This window comes from Janthinobacterium sp. HH104 (assembly GCF_001758715.1).
Classification (GTDB): Bacteria; Pseudomonadota; Gammaproteobacteria; order Burkholderiales; family Burkholderiaceae_D; genus Janthinobacterium; species Janthinobacterium aestuarii.
On record NZ_LRIB01000027.1, the window covers coordinates 289969 to 309828 of the forward strand.

Sequence of the window (19860 nt, forward strand, 5' to 3'; positions counted from 1 at the left end):
CGACGCGGGTGCTTTGCGTTGTATCAAATGAATCATTGCAACCACATCTCTATAGTGCTGTTGCTCATGCAATGAAATGGGTGGCCGCCGCATCGCGTCCCGCCCAGTCCAGCAGCGCCGTCACTTGCGCCCGCACGCCGGGCCATTCCGCCACTGCTTGCGCAGGGGCATTGAGCATAGCGCGCACCAGCTGTTCGATGCGCCGGCATTCCTGGCCCAGTGCGGCAAAGCCGAAGGTGGCGGCCGAGCCGGCCACCGCATGCAGCGCGCGGTGCAGTTCCGTCAACGGTTCCAAACGGGGGCCTTCGCTGTCGCAGCGGCTGCTTGCCTGCGTGATCGCCTGCAACAGGGCCGGCACGCCAGCCGCATATTTTTCATTCAGGGCACGCAAACGCGCGCGAAAGTCCGGGTCGATCAAGGTTGCCATCGCAATACTCGCCTGACGCTGCTTACTTGGTGCCGAAGATGCGGTCGCCGGCGTCGCCCAGGCCCGGCACGATATAGGCGTGGTCATCCAGGTGCGAATCGAGCGCGGCGCAGAACATCTTGACGTTCGGATGCGCGTTCTGGAACACGGTCACGCCTTCCGGTGCGGCCACCAGGGCCAGGAAGATGATCTGCTCGTCCGTCACGCCGCGTTTTTTCAGCACGTCGACGGCGTACACGGCCGAATTGCCGGTCGCTACCATCGGGTCGCACAGGATAAAGGTGCGCTCGCTCAGGTCCGGCAGGCGCACCAGGTATTCCACGGGCATGTGCGTGGCCGGGTCGCGGTACACGCCGATGTGGCCGACGCGCGCCGATGGCACCAGGTTCAGCAAGCCATCGCTCATGCCGATGCCGGCGCGCAGGATGGGCACGATGGCCAGTTTCTTGCCGGCGATAACAGGCGCGTCGATGGTGACGAGCGGGGTCTTGATTTCGCGCGTGGTCAGCGGCAGGTCGCGCGTGATTTCATAGCCCATCAGCAGAGTGATTTCCTTCAGCAATTCGCGGAAGGTGCGCGTCGACGTGTCGTGCTCGCGCATGTGGCTCAGTTTGTGCTGGATCAAAGGGTGATCGGTAATGAACAAATTCGGGAAGCGTGGGTCTTGTTTCATATTGTTTTTCTTTCTCTACTGTCTGGCGCGGCGGCAAGCATGGCCGCAAGCGCGCTGTGTATCGATAAAATGATGGATTGCGGCATTATCCCAGCCCGCAGCCCGCCTGTGGCCGGAATTTTTGAAATAATCGGTTTTATTGAAATCAATACTCGCGCAGCGCGCGCGCCAGGATGGCCGCACAATCGGTGCCGGCGGGCAAGCGGCCATACGCCCCGCCCGGCGCCTGCACCAGCCGCGACTGCAGGAATGCTTGCGCAACAAACGGCGGCGCATGGCGCAGCAGCAATGCAGCCTGCACGGCCAGCACGATGCGTTCGGACAATTGCCGGGCGCCAAATTCATCGGTTTGCGGCCCGTCCAGGTCGGCCAGCAGCCGCGCGCGGTAGGCAACAAAGGCGGCGTCATCATCGCCGGCCAGCGCCAGCTCGGCCGCCAGGGCGTCGCGCGCGGCCGGCGACTTGCCGAAGGCGCGCAAGACGTCGAGGCACATCACATTGCCCGAGCCTTCCCAGATCGAGTTGACGGGCAGTTCGCGGTACAGGCGCGCCAGCGGCGCGTCTTCCACGTAACCAGTGCCGCCCAGCACCTCCATGGCCTCGAAGCCAAAGCCGGGACCGCGCTTGCAGATCCAGTATTTGCCGGCCGGCGTGAGCACGCGCGCCAACATCGCTTGCCGCGGATCGTCCTTTTCATCGAAACAGCGGGCCAGGCGCAGCGCGAAGGCCGTGGCCGCTTCCGATTCGAGCGCCAAATCGGCCAGCACGTTTTGCATCAGCGGCTGCTCGGCCAGCGGCTTGCCGAACACGGCTCGCTGGCGCGCATGGTGCAGCGCCTGCGTCAAGGCGGCGCGCATGATGCCGGTGCTGCCCAGCACGCAATCGAGACGCGTATGGCTGGCCATTTCCAGAATCGTGGGTATGCCCCGCCCCGGCTGCCCCACGAGCCAGCCGTAGGCATTCGTAAATTCCACTTCCGACGACGCATTCGAGCGGTTGCCCAATTTATCCTTCAGACGCTGCACGCGGATGGCATTGCGGCTGCCGTCGGGCAGGTAGCGGGGCAGGAAGAAGCACGACAATCCGCCCTCGTCCGCCTGCGCCAGGATCAGATGGGCGTCGCACTGGGGCGCCGAAAAAAACCATTTGTGGCCGATGATGCGCCAGACGCCATCAGCCTCGCCACCGAACTGGGCTTGCGCCTCGGCCGGCGGCACGGGCACGGCGCGCGTGGTATTGCTGCGCACGTCCGAGCCGCCCTGCTTTTCCGTCATGCCCATGCCGACCAGGGCGCCCCGCTTCTGCTCCACGGGCAGGGAGCGTGGATCGTAGTCGCGCGAGAGGATTTTCGGCAGCCAGCGCTGCGCGATCTGTGGCAGCTCCAGCGCCTGGCGCAAGGCCGGCACCGAGGCATACGTCATCGTCACGGGACACTGCGTGCCGTTTTCCACTTGTCCCACTAATAGATAGGCGGCCGCGCGCGCCACCTGGGCACCGGGACCGGGCGCGGCCCACGGCGAAGCATGTGCCCCCGCGCCCACGAGGATGGCCATCAGTTCATGCCAGGCCGGATGGAACAGCACTTCGTCGATGCGGCGCCCGGCCCGGTCGAACTGCTGCAACTCGGGCGTATGGATATTGGCCAGGCGCGCCAGCGCATAGGTCTCGGCGCGGCCCAGCTTCTCGCCCAGCGCGTCGAGCTCCTGCAGCGCCGAGCCGCCGCCTTCGCGCAGCAGCGCTTCGATCAGCGCCGGGTCGCAGGCAAACAGATTGACGTTTTCGAACGGCTTAGCCTGGTTGAAAACTTCATGTGTGTCAAAAGCATTCATGGGGGTCTCCCGCGATTTGTTATCATGGCGCCCTTGCCGTCGCTGGCGCACCGTCAACACCGCCTGCCAGCCAGACTAGCGTAAAGCGCATGGCGGGGCAAGCGCGCCAGTGGAAGCAAGCGCAGATAAATGTTTCCATGGGGAATGAAAATGCCTGTGTGTGTCGCGCGGCATGATTTTTTTCATGGAAGGCAGGAATATTTACAAAACCTGAAGCAATGTTGCTCTATTTCATGTAATAGGGTGCTTTTCAATGATACATTTCGTGTGGATCGCGTTCCGATAGCCGCTCTTTCGGCCCCTATGGCGCGCGTCACGCACGACGCACTCTTTCCGTTGGCGCGCTGCCCTGCAGCCGGCGCCGGCACTGATAATAAAAAGGTAAAAGCCAGCACGATGTTTTCCAGTACCCCATCCGCCGCCCACCGCGAGGCCCGCCACGAGTTGGACAACCTCATGGAAGAGGCAGGCGACGTCGTGTTCCGGCTCGATACGGACGGCCTGATCCTGTTCGCCAGCAAGCGCGCGGCCACCCTGTTTGGCGCGCCATCGGGCCTGACCGGCCACTTGCTGCTGCCGCTGGCCACCGAAGCGTCGCGCGCGGCGCTGCAGGCTGCGCTGGAAGACGCGCTGGAAGAACCGGGCCGCCTGGAAGTGCGCCTGCAAACGCCGGACCAGGAAATCTGGTTCGAGCTGCGCCTGTCTTCTTATATGAACGCGGCCGGTGTGGCCGAATTGCTGGTGGTCGGGCGCGACACGTCGGCCCAGCACAATACGGAAGAACGGCTGCGCCATATGGCCACGCACGATGCGCTGACCGGCTTGCCGAACCGTTTGCTGCTGTCGGACCGCATCCGCATGGTGATCGCCCAGGCCGCCCGTTCGGGCCAGGGCTTTTCCGTCGCCACCATCGGCCTCGATGGCTTTAAAAAGGTCAACGATGGCCTGGGCCACCCCGTCGGCGACGCCGTGCTGCGCCTGGCCGCCGCGCGCCTGCGCAAGACCCTGCGCGACAGCGACACGCTGGCGCGCGTGGGCGGCGATGAATTCGTCGCCGTGCTGCCCGGCAGCGCCACGGACGCGCAGATCAAGCTGGTGACGGGCCGCCTGCTGGCCACCCTGCAGGCGCCATTCGAAGTCGACGGCCACACGATCTACGTGGGCGCCTCCGTGGGCGTGTCGATCTATCCGCTGCACGCGGAAGATGAAGTGCGCCTGGTGGCGCTGGCCGATGCGGCCATGTCGCGCGCCAAGGAAACGGGCAAGGCCCGCTGCCTGGTCTACAGCCCGCGTTTGAACGGCCCGTCGGAACACGACATCTCGCTGGAAGCGGCCATGTTCCAAGCCGTGCGCGAAGGCGAATTCCTGCTCTTTTACCAGCCCATCGTCGATGCGCACACGCGGCAAATCCAGGGCTTCGAAACCCTGATGCGCTGGAAGCATCCGACCCTGGGCCTGGTGCCGCCCGTGCGCTTCATCCCGATTGCCGAAGCCAATGGCCTGATCAATCTGCTCGGTGCCTGGGCATTGAAGGCGGCCTGCGTGCAGCTCAAGCAATTCCAGGAAGTGGCCAAGCGGCCGCTGTACATCTCCGTCAATATCAGCCCGCGCCAGTTCCGCAACGACAAATTCCTCGACGTGCTCGATGACGCGATCGCGTTTTCGGGACTCTCGGGCGAACACCTGGTGCTGGAAATCACGGAAGGCACCTTGATGATCGACCCCGTGCATGCGGAAACCATCCTCGTCAAGATGACGGAGCGCCGCGCGCGCATCGCCATCGACGATTTCGGCACCGGCTATTCTTCGCTCGCGTATCTGAAGCGCTTCCCCATTTCCGTGCTGAAGATCGACCGCACCTTCATCAAGGACTTGCCCGCATCAAGCAAGGATGCGGCCATCTGCAACACCATTCTCGACCTGGCCAAGCATTTGAATTTGTCCGTGGTGGCCGAAGGCGTGGAAACCGAAGAGCAGATGCATTTCATCGAGTCGCGCGGCTGCCAGTACGTGCAAGGCTACCTGACGGGCAAACCGATGCCGGCCCATGCCGCGCTAGCGGCCTTGAGCGACAAAACCTATGCGGCGCTGGTGCCTGTGCCGTCTGCCAATGAACCGCGCGGAGGGGTGCAATGAATCCAGGTCATTTCACGGTACCGACACAGCTGGGCAAGAACACCCTCGACCTGCTGTGGGCGCGCACGCGCCAGCAGGGCGACATGCCCGGCTTCGCGAAAGCCATCAGCGCCATCCTCGGCGCCATGCGCGGCGAGGACGACCACGAATTCGACATCACGCAAACGGTGCTGTCCGACCCTGTCCTCACACACAAGGTGCTGCGCCTGGCCAACAGCGGCATGTATTCGGCCTTCGGCCAGCGGGTCAACACGGTGTCGAAGGCCGTGCTGGTGCTGGGCATCGACGCCATCGGCCATCTGGCGCTGGGCCTGAAGCTGATCGAAGAGCTTTCGCAGGCGTCGCCCGATTCCGTCAGCGCCCATGTGGAAATGGAAAAGGCCGTGCTGGCCGGGATGGTGGCGCAGCAGGTGGCCACCAGCGCTGGCAGCCTGCAGGCGGAGCAGGCCGTCGTCTGCTCGATGCTGCACACCCTGGGCCGCATGATGGTGACGTTCTACATGACGGACTTCTGGGCGCGCATGCAGGCGCATGCGGGTCCCGGCAACGAGGCTGCCGCCGCGCGCGAAATTTTAGGGCTGTCGCTGCCCGAAGTGGGCTATGCCACGGCCGCCCACTGGGGCTTGCCGCAGCACCTGATCAACGGCATGCGTCCGATGGACCCGTCGCCGGACAACTCTCCCGTCAGCGGCGCCGACTGGATGGCGGGCCTGTCGACGATGGCGGCGCGCTGCGCCGACTCGCTGTGGCATGACGACGCGGCCGGCGCGGCGCAAGTGCACGCGCTGATCGACGATTATGCGGGCACCCTGGGCATCACGGCGACCGACCTCGTGGTGGCCGTGGACAAGGCCAAGGCGATGGCGGCGGCCGACCTGTCGATCGCGCCCCTGTCGAAACCGGCCGAACGGCGCGCGCGCCAGCTGGCGTCGACGCGCATGCGCGCCGAAGGCAACCGCGTATTGATCGGCGGCCTGGCCGACCTGCGCAGCGCCATCGGCAGCGCCAGCCCGGGACAGATGGTCTCGATGGCGCTCGAAACGCTGCACCAGGGCTTCGATTTTTCGCGCTCGGTGGCGTTCGTGCGCAACCACAGGGATCATCTGTATTCGGCGCGCATCAGCATGGGCGAAGGCATGGCCGACTTGCAGGATTTGATGGTGTTTGGCGACGCGTATGAGCCGAACGTGTTCCACGCGGCCCTCAATAGCGACCGCGTGATCTTCATCGACAATGCGCGCGACCCGAAATTTGCCGCCAAGCTGCCGCAATGGTGGAAAGCGACGTTGTCGGAAGCGCGCAGCTTCGTCGTGCTGCCGCTGTCGGCCAACGGCCATCCCACGGGATTTTTATATGGCGACTGGGACGACAGCTTCCCGCCGATCCAATTGAACCAGACGGAGTTCAACCTGATCAACGATATCCGGGCTTTGCTGGTGCAGTCGGTGGAGATGCGGCACCAGCTGGAATTGGTGGCGAATAAAGTGGCGTGACCGGACGCCAACAATGTTGTCGGATTACGCGCTTTGCGCTAATCCGACCTACATTTTGCCGCTACGCATGGCATAGGCCGTAGGTCGGATTAGGGCCGCAGGCCCGTAATCCGACACCAGAACATTCAACTTACTTCAACTTCGGCGTACTCACCGACACATCGCCGCATTGCGCGCGGTGCATCAGGGCGTGGTCGATCAGCACCAGCGCCAGCATGGCTTCGGCGATCGGCGTGGCGCGGATACCCACGCACGGGTCGTGGCGGCCGAACGTTTCGACCATCACGGGATTGCCTTCCTTATCGATCGAGCGGCGCGGCGTGCGGATCGACGACGTCGGCTTGATGGCGATCGAGACTTTGACATCTTGCCCCGTCGAAATGCCGCCCAGGACGCCGCCCGCGTTATTGCCGATAAAGCCTTCCGGCGTCAGTTCGTCGCCATGCTCTGAACCCTTCTGTGCCACCGAATCGAAACCGGCGCCGATTTCCACACCTTTCACCGCATTGATGCCCATCATGGCATAGGCGATGTCGGCGTCAAGCTTGTCGTAGATGGGCTGACCCAGGCCGACGGGCACGTTTTGCGCGATCACGTCGATGCGCGCGCCGATGGAATCGCCATCGCGGCGCAACTGGTCCATCGCTTCTTCCATGCGCGCGATCAGGTCCGCGTCGCCGCTGGCGGCAAAGAACGGATTCGCATGCACGTGTTCCCACGACTGGAATGGCACGGGAATGTCGCCCAGCTGGCTCATGCAACCCTTGAACGTGGTGCCGTATTGCTGCAGCAGCCATTTCTTGGCAATCGCCGCCGCACCCACCACGGGCGCCGTCAGGCGCGCCGACGAGCGCCCGCCGCCGCGTGGATCGCGCACGCCGTACTTGTGCCAGTAGGTGTAGTCGGCGTGGCCGGGGCGGAAGCTTTCCGCGATATTGCCGTAATCCTTGCTGCGCTGGTCTTCATTGCGGATCAGCAGCGCGATGGGCGTACCCGTCGTCACGCCCTGGTACACGCCGGAGAGGATCTCGACCGTATCGGATTCCTGGCGCTGCGTCACGTGGCGCGACGTGCCCGGCTTGCGGCGGTCCAGCTCGGGCTGGATATCGGCTTCCGACAGGATCAATCCCGGCGGACAGCCATCGATCACGCAGCCGATGGCCGGACCATGCGATTCGCCGAAAGTGGTAACAGTAAACAGCTTGCCAAAAGAATTGCCGGACATAGTAGGAAGTGTGAGGACTGGAAAACTCAATTCTACCAGCCTGCGGGGCATGCCATGCCGCTAATGCCACACCGAGGCCCGATATTCCCCCGCCCAAATCGCCATTTTTTAATCCCGTGTATTTTTTCACACAAAAACACCAAATATGAGTTGCAATAATGCAAAACAAGAAATATTGCTCCACAGAATAGATTTAAAAAAACATTTTGCTTATTAAATAGCTATATACTTGGATCAAAGCGCGCCACACAATACTGGTTATCAAACCGATTTGGATTGCGCCGAGAGCACGTCACAAATGCCCAGGGCTAGGCGCGTTGCCGAAGACAGTACGCAAGTACGGCGAGACAACGCAACAACGCCATGGGCTTTTGCGACGCGCTCGTATAAACATCGAGTCATCCTGGAGAAGCTATACATGCCCGCACCGATCATCCCCCTTGACGCCAACAAGGACGATCACGACGACCTGGTATTCCTCGATGAGCAACCGGCTGCGCCCCTGACGGCCGCACCGCGCAGCGTCTGGCGGGTGATGATCATCGACGACGATGAAGACGTCCACTCCACCACCACTTTCGCCCTCGGCAACCTGGAAATGCAGCACCGCCCGCTGGAATTCGTGCATGCGTATTCGGCCGGCCAGGCGCGCGAACTGCTCAGGCATGAAGACGACATCGCCGTCATCCTGCTCGACGTGGTGATGGAACAGGATGACGCGGGCCTGCACCTGGTGCGCTACATCCGCGAAACCCTGAAAATGACGGACGTGCGCATCATCCTGCGCACGGGCCAGCCAGGCTATGCGCCGGAAATCGACGCCATCCGCGATTTCGACATCAACGACTACAAGACCAAGTCCGAACTGACGCGCATCAAGCTGTTTACGACGGTGACGGCGGCCATCCGCTCATACGAGCAGATCCGTTCGATCAACAGCAGCCGGCGCGGCCTGGACCGTATCGTCCACGCCAGCACGCAGCTGATGGCGCTGCACGGCGTGCAGAATTTCTCGGCCGGCGTGCTGGCGCAGATCGCCGACCTGCTGGGCATCCGCGCCGACGGCGTGCTATGCGTGCAGGACTTGCAGGACAATGGCAGCAAGGAGCTGCTCGTCTCGGCCTGCACGGGCAGCTTTTCCAGCCTGCCGCACAGCGCCCTGTGCGGCTTGCAAAACCCCCGCGTGATGGCCGCCATCGAGCACACGCTGGCGCAGCGGCGCAATGTGTATGCGCACGACTACGCCACCCTGTACTTCGCGGGCAAGGCCAGCCGCGATGCGGCCGCCTACCTGGTGCTGCCACGCCCTCTTTCCGCCATCGATGAAAGCCTGCTGGAAGTCTTCTGCAGCAACGTTGCCGTGGGCCTGGACAACGTCGAGCTGGTGTCGCACCTGCACAATGCCGCCTTCTACGACCAGTTGTCGAAGCTGCCCAACCGCACGCGCCTGGTGGAAATCCTCGACGCCACCTTGTCCGGCCCCGCGCGCGACGACGCCACCTTGTCGCTGGTCGACCTCGACCACTTTGCCGAGACCAACGACGCGCTGGGGCACCAGTTCGGCGACACCCTGCTGATCGCCGTGGCGGGCCGGTTGCAAACCCAGCTGGGCCCCCAGCTGACGGTGGCGCGCCTGGGCGGCGACATCTTTTGCGTGCTGGGCGACTCGTCGCAAGTCAACCCGAACAATATCCTGGCCCTGTTCCAGCCGCCGTTCTGCATCGATGGGCAAGACGTGCAGCTGTCGGCCACCCTGGGCCTCGTGCGGCTCGGTGAACATACGGGCACGGGCGCCGATGCGCTCAAGGATGCCGATATCGCCCTGAAGCGGGCAAAAAGCCAGCAGCGCGCCGGCCACTTCTATTTCTCGCGCAGCATGGGCATCGAAATCCGCGAACGGGTGCGCATGATGCACGCGCTGCGCACGGCTTTCAGCCAGGACCAGCTGTTTGTCGTCTACCAGCCGCAGATCGACCTGACGACGCGCCGCCCCGTGGGCGCGGAAGCGCTGCTGCGCTGGCAGACGCCGGACGGCAAGTTCATCTCGCCCGACCGCTTCATCCCGATCGCCGAGTATTCGGGCATCATCATCGACCTCGGCGAATGGGTGCTGCGCACGGCCTGCCGCGAACTGGTGCTGCTGCGCGAGCAGGGCCACCGCAACTTCGTCATGTCCGTCAACGTGTCGCAAGTGCAGTTCCGCCACCCGCTGTTCCTGGAAATGCTGCGCGCGGCACTCGAAGAGACGCAGGCGCCGCCCGAATTCATCGAGCTGGAAATCACGGAATCGATGGCCATGGAAGAGCCGGACCTGCTGATCAAGATGCTGTGGCAGATCAAGCAGACGGGCGTGAGCATCGCCATCGACGACTTCGGCACGGGCTTTTCGTCGCTGTCCTATTTGCAGCGCCTGCAGGTTGACCGCCTGAAAATCGACCGTGCGTTTGTGACGGAAATCACCGGTTCCGCGCGCGGCAGCAGCATCGCCGAGATGGTCATCCAGCTGGGCCGCAACCTGGGCCTGGCCGTGATCGCGGAAGGCGTGGAAGACGAGCGGCAAGCGCAAATCTTGCAGGCGCTGGGCTGCCCGATGGCGCAAGGCTTTCTGTTCGCCCGCCCCATGACGGCCACGGCGCTGGGCACCTGGCTGAACAACGAGGCGCTGCAGGGAGCGGCGTAGGCGTCACCCTGGATAGCCAATGCAAAACGCCGGCAGTTGCCGGCGTCGTTTTTACTGCATGCTGATATCAGTCCGTCGTTTCGGCCGGCCAGTCGCGGATATACGCTTTGAGCATCTGGTTTTCAAAGCTTTGCGCTTCGAGCACGGCGCGCGCCACGTCGTAGAAGGAGATGACGCCCAGCAGGGTCTTGGCGTTCATGACGGGCAGGTAGCGCGCATGTTTTTCCAGCATGATGCGGCGCACTTCGTTCACTTCCGTGTCGGGGGTGACGGTGATCGGATGGTCATCCATGTGCTTGCGCACGGTGCCGCCGCCGATCTGGCCCGCGTTTTCATGCAGCGCGTTCAACACTTCGCGGAAGGTCAGCATGCCGACCAGGTCGCCAAATTCCATGACCACCAGCGAACCGATGTCTTTTTCAGCCATGGTATTGGCCGCGTCAAGCAGGGGCTGGTCAGGCGTGACCGTGTAGAGAATATTGCCCTTGACTTGGAGAATTTCAGATACTTTCATATTGGCCGTCCTGTCCGCGTGATTGGTATTTTAGTTATTCTAGCCCTTACTGCGACTGTAGCCTATGCCTGCGGAAAAATCCAGCCTTGCGCGCAATCAAATCGAGGGGGATTGCGCGCCACCTTCCATCACGCGCGGCGGCGGAACCACCCTGCGATGGAGAGGCGCTGGCGCGCCGTCGGCAGCACTTCGTGCAGCATCTCGCCCGACATGAACATGGCCATGCGGCCCGCTTGCGGCAGGATGTCCACCACGGGCGCGCCTTGCGGATGCAGACGCAGCGCGCCGCCGTGCTCGGGCAGCCAGTCATCGTTCAGGTACAGCACGACGGACACGGTGCGCTTGTCGTCGTCGCGGAAACGGTCAAGATGGGCCCGGTAAAAGGCGCCCGGCGCGTACAGCGCGAAATGGCTTTCGTATTCTTCCAGCCCCAGGAACAGCTCGCGGTTGAGCATGCGGCGCAACGTTTCCATGTGTGCCAGGTAGCGGTCGCATGCCTCGGAACGGCCTATTTCCAGCCATTCGATATGGTCGCCGCGGATATCGGGTTGCAGCAGCGGCGCATGGCCGCTGCCCACGCCGGCGCCCTTCATCTTGCCGCTGAGCATGGATTGCACGCATTCGGCGGCCAGCTGGCGGCTCAGTTCAGGGGAGATAAAATGCTCTTGCATGAGCCAACCTGCCTGGCACAGGCCGTCGACGATAGAGAGTCCGGGAACGGCAAGGGAGCCGTCGAACGATATTGCGGGCATAAAATCTTTCCTGGTGGACTTGCGATGAGAGTTCGCCTGAAGCCCAGGAATTCGCTGGCACGTAGCCGCCTTCCCTGCGGCGCGGCGCACGCGCACAGGTCAAACAGCCCGAATATCACTGATCCGGTATCCTACCACCGCCCTGCCTTGCTGGTCACTTTTTTTACACTTCAGGTTACACGCCCTGCCCGCCAGCACGGCGCAATGCGCCCTGCACAGGAGCCCTTTTGCTCCGCTGCAAATCAGGTTACGATCTTGCCACTATAAAAACTTGGCGGAGACACCATGAGCGGCCCGAAATACCCCGGTTTCGATACTTTATCCCTGCATGCGGGCGCCGCGCCCGATCCGGCCACGGGCGCACGCGCCACGCCCATCCACTTCACGTCCTCGTTTGCCTTCAAGAGTTCGGAACATGCGGCTTCGCTATTCAATATGGAGCGGGCCGGCCACGTCTATTCGCGCATCTCGAATCCCACGAACGCCGTGCTGGAAGAGCGCATCGCCGCGCTTGAAGGCGGCGTGGCCGGCATCGCCACGGCCAGCGGCCAGGCCGCCATGCACCTGGGCCTGTCCACCATCGCCGGCGCCGGTTCGCACATCGTTGCCTCGCGCGCCCTGTACGGCGGCTCGCACAACCTGCTGGCCTACACCTTGAAACGCTTCGGCATCGACACGACCTTTGTCGACCCGCGCGACGTGGACTCTTGGCGCGCCGCCATCCGCCCGAATACCAAGATACTGTTCGCGGAAACCCTGGGCAATCCAGGTCTCGACGTGCTGGACATCCCCCGGATTGCCGCCCTGGCGCACGAACACCACTTGCCGCTGATGCTCGATTCGACATTTACCACGCCGTATCTGCTGCGCCCTTTCGAGCATGGCGCCGACCTGGTGTTCCACTCGGCCACCAAATTCCTGTGCGGGCACGGCACGGCCATCGGCGGCTTGCTCGTCGATGGCGGCACCTTTGACTGGCAAACGGCGTACGACAAGACGGGCCGTTTCGCCGAACTGTGCGAACCGTATGAAGGCTTCCACGGCATGGTCTTCGCCGAGGAATCGACGGTGGCACCGTTCGCCCTGCGCGCGCGGCGCGAAGGCTTGCGCGATTTCGGCGCCGTCATGAGCCCGCACAATGCCTTCGCCATCCTGCAGGGCATCGAAACCCTGGGCCTGCGCATGGACCGCCACGTGGCCAACACGCGCAAGGTGATCGATTTCCTGCTGGCCAATCCGGCCGTGGAATCCGTGTCCTATCCGGAGCTGCCCTCGCACCCCGATTACGAACTGGCGAAAACCCTGCTGCCGAAAGGCGCGGGCGGCGTGTTCACGTTCCGCCTGCGCGGCGACCGTGCGGCCGGCCAGCGCTTTGTTGACAGCCTGAAGATCTTCTCGCACCTGGCCAATGTGGGCGACGCCAAGTCGCTCGTCATCCATCCCGCCTCCACCACGCACTTCCGCGTGCCCGACGACCAGCTGGCCCAGGCGGGCATCACGCAGGGCACCATGCGCTTGTCCGTGGGACTGGAAGACGCGGACGATTTGATCGAAGACCTGGCCCGTGGCCTGAAACTGTCGCAGAAAGGCGCCTGAGATGCTGTTCACCATCGACAATACCGTCGCCTACTGCTACACGGGCGGCAAGGCTTTTAACCCACATCAGCCCACGGCCGTCTTCATCCACGGCGCGCAGAACGACCACTCCGTGTGGGCGCTGCAAACGCGCTATTTTGCCCACCATGGCTGGAACGTGCTGGCCGTCGACTTGCCAGGCCACGGGCGCAGCCTGGGCGCGGCGAAAAGCAGCGTTGAAGAGCTGGCGCGCTGGATACTGGCCGTGCTGGACGCTGCCGGCGCGGCCAAGGCCATGCTGATCGGCCACAGCATGGGCTCATTAATCGCGCTGGAAGCGGCATTCCTCGCGCCCGATCGGGTCAGCCACCTGGCCATGCTGGGCTCCACCTATCCGATGAAGGTCTCGCCGGCGCTGCTGGAAACGTCATTGAACGACGAACAGGCGGCCATCGACATGGTCAATATCTGGTCGCACTCGTCGATCGCGCAAAAGCCGTCGTTCCCCGGCCCCGGCTTCTATGCCATGGGCGGCGCGCGGCGCCTGAAACAGCGCATCGCCGCCCTCAACCCCGATCACGTGTTTCATACGGATTTTTATGCATGCAATGCCTACGCGAACGGCGAAATCGCCGCCGCTTCGGTACACTGCCCCACTTTATTCATTTTCGGCGCGCGCGACATGATGACGCCGCCCAAATCGACCCGGCTGCTGACCACGTCAATAGCGCATGGCACCGTGGTGCAAGTCGACAGCGGGCACGAATTGATGGCCGAGCAGCCCGACGCCGTGCTCGACGCACTGTTTGCGTTTGCGCAAACGGCAGCGGCATGAACGCTTTTTTTAGGATAGATGCACATGTTGTTGAATACCCTGTTTGACGAATTGACTGGCCGCGGCAGCGGCACGGAAGCGGCGCGGCACGAACGCTACAACTGGCTGGAACAGCTGCGCTGCACCAACCCGCAAGCGGACGAAAACGGCCCCATGGCGGGCATCCCCGGCCACCACTGGTACCGGCTGCCGCAGGCGCTGGCCGTGGCAGGCCAGCAAACGGACCTCCTGGTCGGCACCCTGAACGCGCAATACCTGGTCTTCGCGGGCCGCCACGCGGCGGCATTCGCGGCCGAACTGGGACTGCAATACGACGCCAACAACCGCATCGACCGCCCCGGTGGCATCGATGAACTGCTCGACGCCTATGAAGAACAGGCCGACGGCCGCTGGACCACCTTGCCGAATGAACCGCCAGCGCCACCGCTGGCCGGCTGGGACGATGTGTACTTCCGCGTGCGCGACCTCAGTGACGGCAAGGCTATCCAGAGCGTGACCACCATCGCCTACGAAAGCAGCCGCTTTCCCGGCTACACCCTGCTGGGCACGACCCTGGTAGGCGCAGGCGCCATCGCGCACGACGACGAGACGGCGCAATATTTGCAGCAAGTGTTCGCCGACTGGGCCATCCAGCGCGCTTGCGCCGACGCCTGCCCGGTTTCGTCCACACCCTGGCCTTGCACGCCGCGCCAGACGCCGCCCGCACCGTTCGATTTTGCCCGCAACCTCGCCTACCTCGACGCTTTGCTGGCCGCCTACGCACGCGCACAGGTGCAGGCGGAAGACGACGGCGGCGACGCCGCCTACTGGGCATGCGCGGCCGCCAGCACGGCTTACCAGGTATTCTCGCTGCGCTACACGGCAGGCTTGCCCTTGCCGGAAGTGGAGCCAGCGCTGGAAGCGGCCGTCGCTGCCTGCGAGACGGCGCGCGCGGCCCTGGCTGCGGCCTACGATGACGATACCTTGCCCGCCTTCGACTTCGAACAGTTGACCGATTACGCGCGCACCCTGCAGCTGCTGGGCGCGACCCTGCTGTTCGGCCGCCGCGACCTGGCCATGCGCCTGGCCGCCCTGCAAACGGCCTTCGATGGCGAAGACGGCGTGTACGAAGCGCTGCTGTCCGCTGTCGATCCCCAGCGTCCCGCCATCGACGAGTGGTATTTCGCCGAGCCTTATACCGCCCTGTACGACTGCCTGGACGCAGAAGACCCTGCGCAGCAGCTCGAGCACTTGCGCCACTACCTGGCCAGCTGGCACGGTGCGCTGGTCCACGAGGACTGGTTCAACGGCCATTTGCGCGCGCAGGGACTGGGCGGCTACTACGGCCTGTGGGCCTTCGAGGCAGCCGCCGCGGCCAAGCAGCTGGGCCTAGAGCGCGGCGCGCTGGCGCACTGGCTCATGCCGCCGTCGCCCTGATCCCCCAACATTTTTAACGAAGAGACATGATCAATACCGCAGCCCTGTTCAGCACCACCTTTTTACCCGGCCAGGCCGGCTTCGATACCGACGCAATCACGGGCCTGGCCGAGTGGCGGCTGGACGTACCTACGCTGTTCAAGCTGCTCGTCGGCGCCGGCACGCAAGCTGTCGCCTGGCCCATCTACGGCGATGGCGAAGACTGCCCCTGCGTACTGGCCGCGCCGATGGCGCAGGCGCAGGCCAGCTGGCACGCCTTATCCGCCCTGATGGACAGGCCGCGCGACGCGGCCGCCATCGTCGCGCGCGGCGCCATCAGCGCCCTGCTGGCGGGCGGCCAGCCGTGGCTGATCCTCGATGGCGTGCAGCTGATCGCGCACGATATCGGCACGCCGGACTACGCGGCCGGGCTCGACGCCCTGCGCGCCGAGGCGCAAGCCTTGCACTCTGCCCTGCTGCGCGGCGACCGGGACGCGCTGGCGCCGTTGCTGACCATCGGCGCCGCGTCGCCGGCCACCGGCTACTGGTCGGCCACGGCCAGCGCGCAGCTGGCCGATGTCGAGGAACTGGGCGCGGACGAACTGCCGTTCCTGCAAGGCCTGGAAGTGGTGGGCTGGGAAGAAGACGCGCTGTGCTATGAAGTGAGCACCGCTGGCGAACCGGACGTCACCGGCCTGGTCACGCCGTATGGCCGCTGGATCGTGCCGCTGTCGCAGCGCTATGTGGACCTGGGTGTTTACTATGCGGACGATGGCTGGATCACCTTTGCCACGGCGGACGCGCCCGACGCGCACGGCGTCATGGACTTGAATGGCACGCTGGTGCTGCCGCCCGCCCCCGGTGCCCTGTACGTGATCGGCCCCCACCTGCTGCAGAGAATCGATCCGGACGGCGCCAGCCGCCTGCTGCGCCTGCCCGACGGCGCGCTGCTCATCGACAGGGTGGATAACATATGCCTGCGCGAAGATGGCTTGATCGACATCAAGCGCCAGACAGACCAGGCTGACGATGACAACAAACGCAATGTGTATGGCGTGGTCGACAAGATGGGCAAGGTCGTGGTGCCGCCAGCCTACAGCTCCGTGCAGGATTTCGGCACGAAGAAAAAGATCGCCATCGTCAGCCAGCGCATCGACGGGCGCTTCCTGTTTGGCCTGGCGAATAACCAGGGCGAACTGCTGGCGCCGTGCCAGTACGAAGCCATCGATTGCGCCACCACCTCGTCGCCACCGAAGCTGCGCAAGAACCGGATCTTCGCCATCGATGCGCAAGGCCTCGCCTGCATGCTGACCCTCGATGGAAAACCGGCTTTCACGCCGCTGTACCCACCGGCCCACCATCTGCGCGGCGTAGCCGTGCAAAGCGACTTTTTATATGTGGTGAAAGATGGCATGGCCTGGAGCATGGATTTCACGGGCCAGCTGCTGGAACAGTTCGACACCGTGGAGAACTTCAAGGCCAACATCACAGCGCAGCTCAGCGAGGCCATGGGACTGGGCAAGAAAAAGCCCGCCAAGCGCCGCAGCTTCACGCCCGCGCAAATCCTGGCCAAGGCCGACCGCGGGCAATTGCGCAGCATGGCCGCCCTGCTCTTACAAGGCGATGCGGACCTGGCCGCGCGCTGCGTGGACATGACCCTGGAAGCGCTGGCGGAGGACGACCCGGAAGAAGAGTACGACGGCGACTCGCCCGAAGCGGCGTGCTTTTTCCTTCTGTGGTCCACGGCCGCCGATACGCTGGGCCACGGCACCACCCTGGACTGGAAATCGGTCGAACAGATCGCCCTCATCGGCCGACATATCGGCCTGCCCGCGCTGCGGGACTTCCGCTGGACGGCCCAGCAAGACGGCGACGCCATGGCCGAGGGACTGGCCGCCATTGCCGCCCACCTGGCACCGCACCTGCTGCGCCTGGTGAACATGCACGGCGGTGAGGATACGTATTATCTGGGCGTGGTGCGGGCGCAGGATGCGGAAGCGTTCAAGGCAGTGGCGCTGAAAACAGCGTTAAGACCAACAATATGGTGAAATTATCAATTTTTTATTTTATTCATTACACAACATAATCGCCAGCCTTTGATAATAATCAAAGGCTTTCAATATCCCACGAAAAACAATCTCCCCTCCTCCTATAATTATCATCTTATTCCGCCATACCTTGAGGAGTTTTTAAGATGCAATTGGATGAATTTGTAAAAATCGGGATGTTTGTGCTGGGCTTCATCACGGCGACAAAAGTTCTATATGACTTATTCACGGTGAAATGGAATAGATTGCGCGAAGATTATAATTTTTCGAAGAAATTTCTTGAAGATGTAGAAAATTTCCCCGGAATGCATCCCTACGCCTTGGAAAAAGGTTATCAAGCTCTGGCTGGAACAACCATTTTGACCGTTGAAGAAGTTTCATATCTGCTCACGGTAAAGGAAGCACCACAAGCCTTGAAAAATTTCGTCCTTGGCAGACCCTATTTGCAATTATCAAAAAGCAGTGGCAACAATAAAATAGTCTTCAAAGATAAATTTTGTTCCAATTTATCGAGAAATTGGCGCAAGGCATGGTATCTGACAATTTACATTGTGACGGCATTCATCGCTTATGCGCCTATCTTGTTTTCACAAGAAATACTAAAAAAGACGTCAGTAGGGACAACCATTTCGCTAGCGGTATTGAGCGCGCTTGTTTTTGGCTATTATGCCTGGGGCGCACTTAAGGCCGGGAGTCGCATCATCAGTGCAGAAAAACTGGTGAAAAATCAGGAAAAACACACGCAACGTATTATTCTTGAAAAACCGGTAAAAGTGGTTAAGAAAAGTTGAATCCAACAATGCGTCAAACAGGGCATGACGGCGGGACGCATGTCATGCCTCTGTAACGCCCTACTCAACTACATCGCACCTCCCCAAAATGCTGGGCCAGACTCAAACCCAGTCCCTGCTCCACGGCGTTTTCCACCTGCGCCGCCAGCGCTGCCGCTTCTTCGGCCGCCTTGATGTCGCGTTCATTCGTGGAACCGGCCGGATAGCCGGAGTTCACGCGCATGCCGCCGAAGACGAATAAACGGTAGACGTCGGCCAGGCTGATGCGGTTGACGTTGCCCAGCAAGACCCAGTGGTCGGAACTGTCGGCCACGCGCTTGCCCCACTGCACGCGCACGGCGCCATCCACGTTGACTCGTCCCACCCAGCCCTGCTGCACCATCTTGTCGAGCAGGGTTTCCATTTCTTCGAAACCCAGGCGCGTGCTGCGGCGGATCTCGGCCGCGCCCACCAGGGCCGAATCGGCGCAGCGGCAAGCCTGGTGCAGCACTTTCAGGATGGCGACGGCGTCGACGAACTCGCTGCCCGGCGCCGCTTCGTACCACCAGCGTTCATATTTTACGACGGGCAAGGCGGCCACCAGCAAGGCGCCCACCAGGGTAATCATCCAGCTCAGGTATATCCACACGAGGAACAGCGGCAAGGCGGCCAGCGCGCCGTAGATGCGCGAATACGTGGGGAATTCCTGGATGAATTCGCCGAAGCCGCGCTTGGCCACCTCGAACGCCAGCGCGGCCAGCAAGCCGCCCCAGGCCGCGTCGCGCCAGTCCACGTCGCGGTTCGGCACGGCGATGTACAGCAGGGTAAACGCCAGCATGGTCAGGCCGATCGACACCAGCGTATAAAACACGGCGCCGATGAAAGGCACGGCGCCCACCACGCCGCTGGTGGCCATGAAGAGGCGCGAGGTCACCGTCAGCGACACGCCCACCAGCAGCGGCCCCAGGGTGACGATGGCCCAGTAAACCAGTAGGCGTTTGGTCCAGCGGCGCTCCTGGCGCACGCGCCAGATCCGGTTGAAGACGCGCTCGATCAAGCCCATCATGCCCACGGACGTGACGATCAGGGCGCCCGCGCCGATGGCCGACAGGCGCGTGGCCTTCGAGGCGAACGTGGTCAGATAATCGAGGATGGTGTTCGATATCCCCTTCGGCATCACGCTTTGCACGAAATAATCTTCCAGCGCGTGGCGGAAGGTATTAAACAGGGGGAACGTGGTGAAGATCGCCAGGGCCAGGGTCAGCAGCGGCACCAGCGCGAACACGGTGGCGAACGTCAGGCTGCCGGCCACTTGCGGCAGGCTTTCCTCGCGCACGCGGCGGCGCGCGAACTGCAGCAGGTCGCGCGTTTCGGACCACGTCAGGCCGCGCACAATGTCGGCACCGATGTGCAGGGTGCGCCACAGGTATTGAAAGAACGGGAATATATATTTTGAAAACATGTGCAAAATCAGAACGGCGCCATGACAGCAGTCGTATCAGGCTGTAA

At 62.8% G+C, this 19860-nt stretch carries 15 protein-coding genes; 8 read left to right on the forward strand and 7 right to left on the reverse strand.

Features of this window, described 5'->3' with window-relative positions; translation table 11 throughout:
* Positions 1 to 64 precede the first annotated feature (64 nt).
* From JAB6_RS10475 to JAB6_RS10485, 3 genes are all read right to left on the reverse strand, one after another.
* Positions 65 to 427, reverse strand: a complete 363-nt coding sequence (locus JAB6_RS10475) for an Hpt domain-containing protein (protein WP_034755570.1) — start codon at positions 425 to 427, stop codon at positions 65 to 67.
* Between the two features lie 22 nt (positions 428 to 449).
* The gene (gene upp / locus JAB6_RS10480; protein ID WP_034755568.1) at positions 450 to 1100 is read right to left on the reverse strand and encodes a uracil phosphoribosyltransferase; all 651 of its coding nucleotides are present in this window, start codon (positions 1098 to 1100) and stop codon (positions 450 to 452) included.
* A 145-nt stretch (positions 1101 to 1245) separates the two neighbouring features.
* Complete coding sequence (locus JAB6_RS10485) at positions 1246 to 2928, reverse strand: isovaleryl-CoA dehydrogenase (RefSeq protein ID WP_070302726.1); 1683 nt, start codon at positions 2926 to 2928, stop codon at positions 1246 to 1248.
* A 396-nt stretch (positions 2929 to 3324) separates the two neighbouring features.
* On the opposite strand from JAB6_RS10485, the gene JAB6_RS10490 reads away from it, so the two are divergent.
* Entirely contained in the window at positions 3325 to 5064 is a 1740-nt protein-coding gene (locus tag JAB6_RS10490; RefSeq protein ID WP_034756356.1) for a bifunctional diguanylate cyclase/phosphodiesterase, read from the forward strand.
* On the forward strand, positions 5061 to 6557 hold the full coding sequence (locus JAB6_RS10495) for an HDOD domain-containing protein (protein WP_070302727.1): 1497 nt from the start codon (positions 5061 to 5063) through the stop codon (positions 6555 to 6557). The genes JAB6_RS10490 and JAB6_RS10495 overlap by 4 nt, the downstream gene beginning before the upstream one ends.
* A 130-nt stretch (positions 6558 to 6687) precedes the next feature.
* On the opposite strand, the gene aroC is transcribed toward JAB6_RS10495, so the two are convergent.
* Positions 6688 to 7782 carry a chorismate synthase gene (aroC, locus tag JAB6_RS10500; protein WP_070302728.1) on the reverse strand — a complete coding sequence of 365 codons (1095 nt, stop codon included), beginning with the start codon at positions 7780 to 7782 and terminating at the stop codon, positions 6688 to 6690.
* Positions 7783 to 8200: 418 nt separating this feature from the next.
* Between aroC and JAB6_RS10505 the strand changes: the two genes are divergently transcribed.
* Positions 8201 to 10462 carry a bifunctional diguanylate cyclase/phosphodiesterase gene (locus JAB6_RS10505; protein WP_070302729.1) on the forward strand — a complete coding sequence of 754 codons (2262 nt, stop codon included), beginning with the start codon at positions 8201 to 8203 and terminating at the stop codon, positions 10460 to 10462.
* 67 nt (positions 10463 to 10529) lie between these two features.
* Here JAB6_RS10505 and JAB6_RS10510 read toward each other — a convergent pair whose 3' ends face one another.
* Together JAB6_RS10510 and JAB6_RS10515 are read right to left on the reverse strand one after the other, a co-directional pair.
* Positions 10530 to 10976, reverse strand: a complete 447-nt coding sequence (locus JAB6_RS10510) for a CBS domain-containing protein (protein WP_010398828.1) — start codon at positions 10974 to 10976, stop codon at positions 10530 to 10532.
* Between the two features lie 128 nt (positions 10977 to 11104).
* Positions 11105 to 11728 (reverse strand): 2OG-Fe(II) oxygenase, encoded by a 624-nt coding sequence (locus JAB6_RS10515; protein WP_070302730.1) that lies wholly within the window; start codon positions 11726 to 11728, stop codon positions 11105 to 11107.
* Between the two features lie 285 nt (positions 11729 to 12013).
* On the opposite strand from JAB6_RS10515, the gene JAB6_RS10520 reads away from it, so the two are divergent.
* The 5 genes from JAB6_RS10520 to JAB6_RS28910 all read left to right on the forward strand — a co-directional run bounded on the left by JAB6_RS10520 (position 12014) and on the right by JAB6_RS28910 (position 18372).
* Entirely contained in the window at positions 12014 to 13324 is a 1311-nt protein-coding gene (locus tag JAB6_RS10520) for an O-acetylhomoserine aminocarboxypropyltransferase (protein ID WP_070302731.1), read from the forward strand.
* A gap of 1 nt (position 13325) precedes the next feature.
* The gene (locus JAB6_RS10525) at positions 13326 to 14138 is read left to right on the forward strand and encodes an alpha/beta fold hydrolase (protein ID WP_034755550.1); all 813 of its coding nucleotides are present in this window, start codon (positions 13326 to 13328) and stop codon (positions 14136 to 14138) included.
* Between the two features lie 24 nt (positions 14139 to 14162).
* On the forward strand, positions 14163 to 15554 hold the full coding sequence (locus JAB6_RS10530) for a PoNe immunity protein domain-containing protein (protein WP_070302732.1): 1392 nt from the start codon (positions 14163 to 14165) through the stop codon (positions 15552 to 15554).
* A gap of 26 nt (positions 15555 to 15580) precedes the next feature.
* Complete coding sequence (locus tag JAB6_RS10535) at positions 15581 to 17581, forward strand: WG repeat-containing protein (protein ID WP_070302733.1); 2001 nt, start codon at positions 15581 to 15583, stop codon at positions 17579 to 17581.
* 146 nt (positions 17582 to 17727) lie between these two features.
* Entirely contained in the window at positions 17728 to 18372 is a 645-nt protein-coding gene (locus JAB6_RS28910; protein WP_072453366.1) for a hypothetical protein, read from the forward strand.
* Positions 18373 to 18436: 64 nt separating this feature from the next.
* Here JAB6_RS28910 and JAB6_RS10540 read toward each other — a convergent pair whose 3' ends face one another.
* Entirely contained in the window at positions 18437 to 19813 is a 1377-nt protein-coding gene (locus JAB6_RS10540; protein ID WP_070302734.1) for a YihY family inner membrane protein, read from the reverse strand.
* Between the last annotated feature and the right edge of the window lie 47 nt (positions 19814 to 19860).

Bases quoted from the DNA above. Each gene is read 5' to 3' on its own strand.
- JAB6_RS28910 (WP_072453366.1), top strand. From the start codon at position 17,728: ATGCAATTGGATGAATTTGTAAAAATCGGGATGTTTGTGCTGGGCTTC.
- JAB6_RS10510 (WP_010398828.1), bottom strand. From the start codon at position 10,976: ATGAAAGTATCTGAAATTCTCCAAGTCAAGGGCAATATTCTCTACACG.
- JAB6_RS10485 (WP_070302726.1), bottom strand. From the start codon at position 2,928: ATGAATGCTTTTGACACACATGAAGTTTTCAACCAGGCTAAGCCGTTC.
- JAB6_RS10520 (WP_070302731.1), top strand. From the start codon at position 12,014: ATGAGCGGCCCGAAATACCCCGGTTTCGATACTTTATCCCTGCATGCG.
- upp (WP_034755568.1), bottom strand. From the start codon at position 1,100: ATGAAACAAGACCCACGCTTCCCGAATTTGTTCATTACCGATCACCCT.
- JAB6_RS10540 (WP_070302734.1), bottom strand. From the start codon at position 19,813: ATGTTTTCAAAATATATATTCCCGTTCTTTCAATACCTGTGGCGCACC.
- JAB6_RS10525 (WP_034755550.1), top strand. From the start codon at position 13,326: ATGCTGTTCACCATCGACAATACCGTCGCCTACTGCTACACGGGCGGC.
- JAB6_RS10475 (WP_034755570.1), bottom strand. From the start codon at position 427: ATGGCAACCTTGATCGACCCGGACTTTCGCGCGCGTTTGCGTGCCCTG.
- JAB6_RS10515 (WP_070302730.1), bottom strand. From the start codon at position 11,728: ATGCCCGCAATATCGTTCGACGGCTCCCTTGCCGTTCCCGGACTCTCT.
- JAB6_RS10490 (WP_034756356.1), top strand. From the start codon at position 3,325: ATGTTTTCCAGTACCCCATCCGCCGCCCACCGCGAGGCCCGCCACGAG.
- JAB6_RS10530 (WP_070302732.1), top strand. From the start codon at position 14,163: ATGTTGTTGAATACCCTGTTTGACGAATTGACTGGCCGCGGCAGCGGC.
- aroC (WP_070302728.1), bottom strand. From the start codon at position 7,782: ATGTCCGGCAATTCTTTTGGCAAGCTGTTTACTGTTACCACTTTCGGC.
- JAB6_RS10505 (WP_070302729.1), top strand. From the start codon at position 8,201: ATGCCCGCACCGATCATCCCCCTTGACGCCAACAAGGACGATCACGAC.
- JAB6_RS10495 (WP_070302727.1), top strand. From the start codon at position 5,061: ATGAATCCAGGTCATTTCACGGTACCGACACAGCTGGGCAAGAACACC.
- JAB6_RS10535 (WP_070302733.1), top strand. From the start codon at position 15,581: ATGATCAATACCGCAGCCCTGTTCAGCACCACCTTTTTACCCGGCCAG.